The following is a 6,597-nucleotide window of genomic DNA, read 5'->3' as shown; positions in this document are numbered from 1 at the left end:
CGATAAACGTGGTCCACTCGACCAGGCCTATCGATTTCAAATAGCGCTGCATCGGGCGTACCTTGAGTTCCGCCGTGCAGAAGCGCGCCACAGGGTTCGGGAGGAATTTCTTTTCGTCGTGCAGATCGGCGAACGGCTCGCCGCGGCGGCTGGCCGTTGTGAAGTCCACAACGGCAAATTCCTTGCCGCGCGCTTCGTTGCGAGGACGGTTTTCTATCCAGACGATAGGAACTCCCCAGCGTTCGCCGCAGTCGCGCACGAATTCAAGGGTTGCTTCCTCTTCCTTGCCGGTGTTGGCGAAGCACACCACCACGTCGGCCGGCAGCGTGCCGCCGTAGGCTTGAAGCGTCATCCACAGCATCATGCCGCTGGTACGGCCGCCGCTGAACGAAATGACACCCGGGCCGTCGAACAGGAATGGGCTGTTCATGCTGGCACCGCGCAGCGTTGAGCCAGGGCCACCAGCCAATGCGCCAGCTCGGGCGGCGTATGCTCGCGTTCTGCCTTGCCGCACTCCGGGCGCCAGCCCCGATCGCCTTTTCGGCGCCGCTCGCCGGCGCGGTTGCGGCCTGATGGCGCGATCACATGCGAGGCGTCGCCCAGGACGATGGGCATGGCCGGTATTTGAGCTGGCGCACAGCCGACGATGTACAGCAAGGTGGCCTTTTCCGCGCGGTGACCAAACGAGCTTTGGAAAATCGGCAACGTCCAGCCGCCAAATTTGTCCCGCTCGCCGATCGCTGGTAGTCCGCAGTGTGGCCAAAGAGTCGAGCGCTTCGGGTGCTCGAGCACGCCGCCGAACTTGCGCACCTGGGCGACGGCCCACACCGCGAGTTCCTTTTCGTCCGGGCGTGGCTTGGCCAAGTGGCGCAGCGTACCCCAGGAGCGGCACGGCGGATGCGCCACCACCGGCACGCCACCTGGCCAGGCGCGGGCGTCGCGCTCCGCGTCCCAGGCATCGACCGCCGGCATGGTCTTGTAGATCGAATTGGCGCGCACGAACAAGGCCGCCACGGCCGGTACTGAGCGTTCCGCCGTCATGCTGGGCACCCGACCGGCGCGACAGCCTTCTTGATCGCCTCGATGGCCGCCAGCGGCACGGCTCGGAACATACCCGGCCACTGGTGGTCCAGCTCCACCCACGCATGCAGCTCCCCATTGCCGACGTCGCGGCGCAAGTCGTTGACAGTGCCGGCCTGGTAGCCTTCGTCGGTATCGAATGTCACGCGGTCGCCCAGGGCGATTTGCCGCGGTGAATCGGTCAGGGTGGTCAGCATTGCGGTGCTCCTTTCAGTTTGGCGGTAACGCCGCACACGCCGTAGCGGTCGATGGCGGCGTCGATCACGTCGCCGCTGGATGCGGCAACCTCAAAAAATTCAAAGCGTTCGGTTTGCGTGCGAACGATCACGGCATAGGTGCTCATGTGCCAGTTCCTTCATCGGGTGGGGTGTCGGTGACGATCAGCCGGGGCCACGGGCAGGCGTTGACGGCCGCCCAGGCGGCATTGACCGCTGTTTTTGCCTCGTCGGACAGATTGGGCGCGGGCGCCGCCGGCGGCGTGGCCGGGGCAGGGCGGTCGGGGTGCGTACAGTTATTTACACGAGTCCGAGGAACGGCAACCCCAACAGCCACCCCGCGCCCGCCTGTGGCCTGTACCGGCGTCCACGTATGGCGCACGGACTTGAAGACCACGCCTATGAGGTCGCTGCAGCGCACGCCGTAGGGCGTGGTGCGCAGCGTTTCGCCGTAGCGGCCGATGACGGTCTTTTCGTCCTTGGCCAGGGTGACGACCAGTTCCTTGCGCGGCACCAGGGCGCCGCCTTGGGCGCGCAAGTATTCGGCCCAGCAAGCGCGCTTTTCGCCGTCGATCTTTTGCACGGCGTCCCAGGCGCGGCGCATGGCGGCCGGGGCTTCGTTGAGCATGTTTTCCTCGATGCGGCGCAGTTCGCGCCACACGGTGACGGGCGCGCCGCCCCATTGCTGGAATTGACGGATGCCCCAGCACGCGGCCCATGACTCGACGCGCGCCGAGGGCGTCAGCTCGACATCGCCTTCGGTATCGGCCGTGATGACATAGCCTTCTTTCGTTTTGTGCTCGGCCACGCCGTCGATGTTTTTGGCCACGTACTTGGCGATGTAGCCGGCGGCGCTGCCCTTGGCCCAGTCGATGCGTTTCACGTCCAGGCGGCGCGCGAATGCGCCCGGTTCGCCACGGTCCACGCGCCAGGCGTAGCGCTTCATGATGCGGATGGCGCGGCCCGCCACGTCCTGCAGGTGGGCCGTCTTGTATTTTGCGGTCGGGCGCACGAACAGCAGCAGATGCCAATGCGGGCAGCCATCGTGATGCGGCTCGGCGATGCGAAAGCCGTACAGGCCGATGCCACGACGCGCCAGCGCGGAGCGGCACAGCGATGTCATCTTGCCTAAATACGCGTTGGCCTCGCGCGGCGTGGAGCCGTCGAACTTGTCGTTTGGCTTGCCGTTGTGCTGCATGGCGTGAAAGCGCGATGGGCACGTCCAGGTGATGAAAATGCCCTGGTCGCCGCACTCGCGGGCGATCTGCTCGAAGCCGTTGATGCGCAACATCAGCTCGCCGCGCCGGATGGCTTTATTTGCAGTCGTTTTCTCGGCCAGCTCGGCGATGCTGAATTGCTGGCCGTTCTCGTTCTGCACCAGGGTGGCGGCCAGCGCTGCCGCGTTGCGCCGGTTTTGCGCCAGGCGCGACAGCACGGCATCGTTGCTGGCGTAGGGCTCGCCGCGATAGTTCACGTAGCCCAGGCGGATATTTCCCGCTTCAAAGGCGCGCTTGACGCGCTTGCGCAACTGGCGGCGCCACCAGCGGGCGTCCACCAGGCGGGCGATGGTGTCGGCCAGCTCGTCAAATTCGGGCAGCTCGATGCCATACGAGGCGCATTCGTCTTCCATGATCTGCAGGGCGTGCGTTTCAGATATGGCCATCCACAGCATTCTGGTAACGCCAGAGGCAGCGCGCTCGGCGGTGGCCACGATGTCGGCGTCGCTTTGGGACAGGTCGACGCCGGCCGGTACGTACTGCTCGGCAAACTCGCGCACAAAGCTGGTGGCGATGGATTCATAGACTCTGTACCAGGACGACCAGGCCATCTTGGCCATGGCGGCCGTGATGACGCGGTTGCGCCACTTGAACGGGATACGGGCCAACTCGGGCGCGAAGTACGAGGATCGCAAAAACGCCTCGTGGCGTTGGGCTGGCTTGAGAATTTCTTTAGATGGCATTCAACAGTCTTTCGTACACACGGATAGCGGCAGAGGTGGCGGCGCGCAGCGCGATGCGCTCTTCCTCGGTAAATGAGTGGATGGGCGATTCCCAGCGGTCGGCGTCCATGCCGGCGGCGATCAGGACGGACCGCCGTGCGCCACGCGGCGACAATCCCCACGCCTGGGCCATGAAGGGCGCGAGGTTGCGCGGTTTGATGCTGCGCAACTGGGCCTTGGCTTCGGCGATGGCGGCCCGCGCATGCCCGGCGCCTGGTGGCGTCGGCATATCCTTGTCGCGCGCGGCCAGAATCTCGGCGGCAGGCTGAAAGGACAGGTGATTGTCGATAAGGGACGCCGGCACGGTTCAGTCCTTGATGGCGCCGATGGCCCGCAGCACGCCTGGGGCAATGACGATCAGGAGCGTCAGCAGCCAGACGCCGCAGGTTTTGGCCAGGCGTAGCATTAGCGTGCCCCTTCCTTGGCAAAATACTTGGCCCAGTAAGTTAGCGTGCGCGATGAGCTGGTGCATTGCACGACACCCGATTCGCTGGCGAACAGGTAACGCAGCTCGATGGGCAAGCTATCAGCCAATGCGCGCTGGTTGGCCGGTGAGAAAAAGCCGAAAACCTGCAACGGTTGCGCATCGCTGATGATGAAGGTCAGATTGGCCGCGCCGTAGGCGTGATAGCTCCTGGCAATCTCGCGGATATAGGCGCACAGGTTGGCGATGTTGGTGCCAGCGTTAGCGTTCAGAAGGAAGCAGGTCGGCGCCACGGGCACGACGCATTCTTGCAGCGCCGGGCGGGCCGTGTCCGGCGCCAGGGAATGGTCGGCATGACGGGGGGCGTGCAGCGTGTTTTCCATCGGTTTTCCTTATTTCAGGTTGAACGAATCCCGCACGCTCAAAAGGGAGCGCTGCAGGGCACAGCAAAAGAGGGGAGTTACAGCGGCCGGGCTACGGCGGCGCGAGGAGCGGGATAATCATCAGCAGCCCGCAGTCAGGTCCAGGGCCAGCTGGCTGGTGGCTGCCGCGCGCGCATGCTGGGACATCGGGATGCGGATATCTGGCTTGGGCATGGCGGACAGCGAGAGGGTGCGCAGTACTTCCAGGCCTGCCACGAAGGAGTGCCCGCATTCGGGGTTCTGGCACATGTAGGTGATTTCCTTGAACATGGCGGACATCATCCGGCTCTTGACGGCGCGGACGGTGTATTCGCAATGCGGGCAGGGCAGGCCGATGACTCTCATTTCAGCTTTCTTTCCACTTGGTACAGGGCGCGACCGCGACCTGTCATGTTTTTCGACTGTATGCGTAAGCGCGTCTTGACGAGCCATTCAGCCGCCTGATCGATACTTGCCAGCCCCTGGCGTTGGCGCACGAGTTCCAGCACCGCGCGCTCTTCGTCATTGAGGTTAATTTGATGGTCTGGCATTTTTTGAAACTTTAGAGTTGCTCAAAAGTGACTCGGTTTAAGCACTGCGACGCTGTACGCTGTCGCTGTGGCTGTCATCCAAGGCAATGACGGCCAGAGCTTCACGCATCACGATCTGGCGCACCAGCACGGCAAGCTCTTCGCCCTGGTAGTTGGCGATCGAGGAAACGAGCTGGTGCTCATAGTCATCGAGGCGCAGCATGACGCGGTGGCTGCGGATACGTTTTGCATCGGGGTACATGACGTTGTCCTTAGTGAATGGATTTGGAAGCGAGTTCACGCTTGTAGTCGGCGAGGCCGCGCAGGATCAGGAAACGTAGAAACCAGGCACGGGAGCGCTCAAGTTTCTCTGCGTAGCCTTCGACTTCCTCTACCTCGTCAGACGTCAGACGAACGCCAAGAGGCTTAGTCGTGACGCCCTTGGCAGTGCGCCTCGCTATGGATACGTTTTTCATAATGTTATGATCTGTAATCGCTATGGTATGGCATAACTATAGCTCTCAAATGAGAGCATTGTAAAGAAGAATTTGCGCACAAATGAGATCAATTGGTGAAATACTAAAAGAAGAGCGTCAGCGGTTAGGCATGAATCAAGAGGATTTTGCTGCCGTTGGCGGGCTGAAGCGACGCGCACAAACGCTGTATGAGCAAGACGAGCGCGCCCCGGATGCGCTTTACTTACGAGCGTTGGCTGGGATTGGAGTCGATGTCCACTACATACTTACGGGTGAGAGATTGCAATCAGCCATTACCTCGGATGAGCGCGAATTGTTGGATGGCTATCGAAGTATGGACGTTCGCGGGAAAGCAGGCGTACTTGGGATGATTGGCGGCATGCGCTCGCCAACGCCTCCAGCATCCCAAGCAGGGAATGCCCCACACGTTGAAACCCACGGCAAGATTGGGCAAAATTTCGTGGGGAATATCATTGGGCCGCAGACTTTTAATGTGGCCGGCAGCGGACGAAAAAAGGAAAAATAGTCTGCAAATGATTCACCTTCTTATGCTTATTGTAATTGCTGCTTGTTTGCTCTGCATAATTTTCAGCAGCTGGAATCCTCGGAAGCGAGCGATTGACGCTGGCGAGCCGGGTGCCTCCCTTTGGCGACATATTCAACTATGCATATCAAGTGCAAAGGTGAGAAAGCCTCCATGCCTAACCGAGCAGATTGCAGTTGCGCCAAAAGTTCCTTCGGCTAGCGAGAATATTCCACAACTCAAGCAAGTCGCAGTTGAGGCGCAACCTGCTCAAGTTCCATCGCGCGCAAAAAAAAAGTCGAAGAGAGGGCCACGAGGCGAAGCAGGAGATGTCGACGAAATTCAGTTTTCGTACCCGAAGCGAGACGGTTTGGGCTATGTAACTCGCAAAGTTTCAGTGTGGGCAGTTGATGCGGATTATATGGAGGGTTATTGCCATGCAAGGCAGGGAAAACGAACTTTTTCTTTGCGGCGTATTCGTGGCAAGGTGACTTCGCTGAGGACAGGAGAAGTTCAACGAATCGGGAGGTGGGCGAGTGCAATGCGCCTCCTTCCCAACAACAGAATCGTTACTGATGGGGCTTCCCATCGTTCAGTTGGCATCAATGTCTACCCAATGGGCAGGACCAATCAAAAGCAGTGGCAGACTGCAGCGTATTTTGTCGGTTTTCGTGATACTAAGCGCTGTGTATTGGAGTCAATGGCGAGGGCGGCCGGTTGGCAGGTACGTGGAGGGTTTAGCGGTTCCCTGGATATTTTGATCGCTGGCCCGCTCGCTGGGAACGTGCAACTGAGCAAAGCAGAGTCGATGGGGATTGATGTTATTTCGGAGTCTGATTTTATAAGACGAATTGCGGAAGGCTGAACGGTATCTGACCCTCAAACCCATTTTTATGACGCCAATGATGCGAACGGAAACTTGAAAAAGTTTTTTGTAAGCATCTTTGGC

The 6,597-nt window shown here is 60.4% G+C and carries 13 protein-coding genes; 2 read left to right on the top strand and 11 right to left on the bottom strand.

The genetic code is table 11. The features are described from left to right. The 11 genes from GCN74_RS21815 to GCN74_RS21770 all read right to left on the bottom strand — a co-directional run. Positions 1-430 (bottom strand): phosphoadenosine phosphosulfate reductase family protein (locus GCN74_RS21815; RefSeq protein WP_152258609.1); only part of this gene is annotated, 430 nt, incomplete at its 3' end. Further along, positions 427-1,041: a hypothetical protein gene (locus GCN74_RS21810; protein WP_226939162.1), complete on the bottom strand. Its 615-nt coding sequence runs from the start codon at positions 1,039-1,041 to the stop codon at positions 427-429. The genes GCN74_RS21810 and GCN74_RS21815, both read right to left, overlap by 4 nt. After that, complete coding sequence (locus GCN74_RS21805; RefSeq protein WP_152258608.1) at positions 1,038-1,277, bottom strand: hypothetical protein; 240 nt, start codon at positions 1,275-1,277, stop codon at positions 1,038-1,040. The genes GCN74_RS21810 and GCN74_RS21805 overlap by 4 nt, the downstream gene beginning before the upstream one ends. Continuing rightward, positions 1,271-1,423 carry a hypothetical protein gene (locus GCN74_RS28890; RefSeq protein ID WP_175539401.1) on the bottom strand — a complete coding sequence of 51 codons (153 nt, stop codon included), beginning with the start codon at positions 1,421-1,423 and terminating at the stop codon, positions 1,271-1,273. The genes GCN74_RS21805 and GCN74_RS28890 overlap by 7 nt, the downstream gene beginning before the upstream one ends. Then, positions 1,420-3,255, bottom strand: a complete 1,836-nt coding sequence (locus GCN74_RS21800; protein ID WP_152258607.1) for a replication endonuclease — start codon at positions 3,253-3,255, stop codon at positions 1,420-1,422. The genes GCN74_RS28890 and GCN74_RS21800 overlap by 4 nt, the downstream gene beginning before the upstream one ends. Beyond that, positions 3,245-3,598: a hypothetical protein gene (locus GCN74_RS29380; RefSeq protein ID WP_226939161.1), complete on the bottom strand. Its 354-nt coding sequence runs from the start codon at positions 3,596-3,598 to the stop codon at positions 3,245-3,247. The genes GCN74_RS21800 and GCN74_RS29380 overlap by 11 nt, the downstream gene beginning before the upstream one ends. A gap of 101 nt (positions 3,599-3,699) precedes the next feature. Further along, on the bottom strand, positions 3,700-4,101 hold the full coding sequence (locus tag GCN74_RS21790) for a hypothetical protein (protein ID WP_152258606.1): 402 nt from the start codon (positions 4,099-4,101) through the stop codon (positions 3,700-3,702). A 120-nt stretch (positions 4,102-4,221) separates the two neighbouring features. Continuing rightward, positions 4,222-4,485, bottom strand: coding sequence for an ogr/Delta-like zinc finger family protein (locus GCN74_RS21785; RefSeq protein WP_152258605.1), 264 nt, complete (start codon positions 4,483-4,485; stop codon positions 4,222-4,224). After that, positions 4,482-4,670, bottom strand: coding sequence for a hypothetical protein (locus GCN74_RS21780; RefSeq protein WP_152258604.1), 189 nt, complete (start codon positions 4,668-4,670; stop codon positions 4,482-4,484). Before GCN74_RS21780 ends, GCN74_RS21785 begins: the two co-directional genes overlap by 4 nt. A gap of 37 nt (positions 4,671-4,707) precedes the next feature. After that, entirely contained in the window at positions 4,708-4,911 is a 204-nt protein-coding gene (locus tag GCN74_RS21775; RefSeq protein WP_152258603.1) for a hypothetical protein, read from the bottom strand. Positions 4,912-4,921: 10 nt separating this feature from the next. Further along, positions 4,922-5,125: a ribbon-helix-helix protein, CopG family gene (locus GCN74_RS21770; RefSeq protein ID WP_152258602.1), complete on the bottom strand. Its 204-nt coding sequence runs from the start codon at positions 5,123-5,125 to the stop codon at positions 4,922-4,924. A gap of 82 nt (positions 5,126-5,207) precedes the next feature. On the opposite strand from GCN74_RS21770, the gene GCN74_RS21765 reads away from it, so the two are divergent. Next, positions 5,208-5,651: a helix-turn-helix domain-containing protein gene (locus GCN74_RS21765; RefSeq protein ID WP_152258601.1), complete on the top strand. Its 444-nt coding sequence runs from the start codon at positions 5,208-5,210 to the stop codon at positions 5,649-5,651. 7 nt (positions 5,652-5,658) lie between these two features. Next, complete coding sequence (locus tag GCN74_RS21760) at positions 5,659-6,513, top strand: BRCT domain-containing protein (protein ID WP_152258600.1); 855 nt, start codon at positions 5,659-5,661, stop codon at positions 6,511-6,513. The last annotated feature ends 84 nt before the right edge of the window (positions 6,514-6,597 follow it).

Source organism: Janthinobacterium sp. FT14W (assembly GCF_009208755.1).
Lineage (GTDB): Bacteria > Pseudomonadota > Gammaproteobacteria > Burkholderiales > Burkholderiaceae_D > Janthinobacterium > Janthinobacterium violaceinigrum.
Note: the sequence above shows the minus strand (reverse complement) of the source record. Positions and strands in the feature narration are given on the sequence as shown.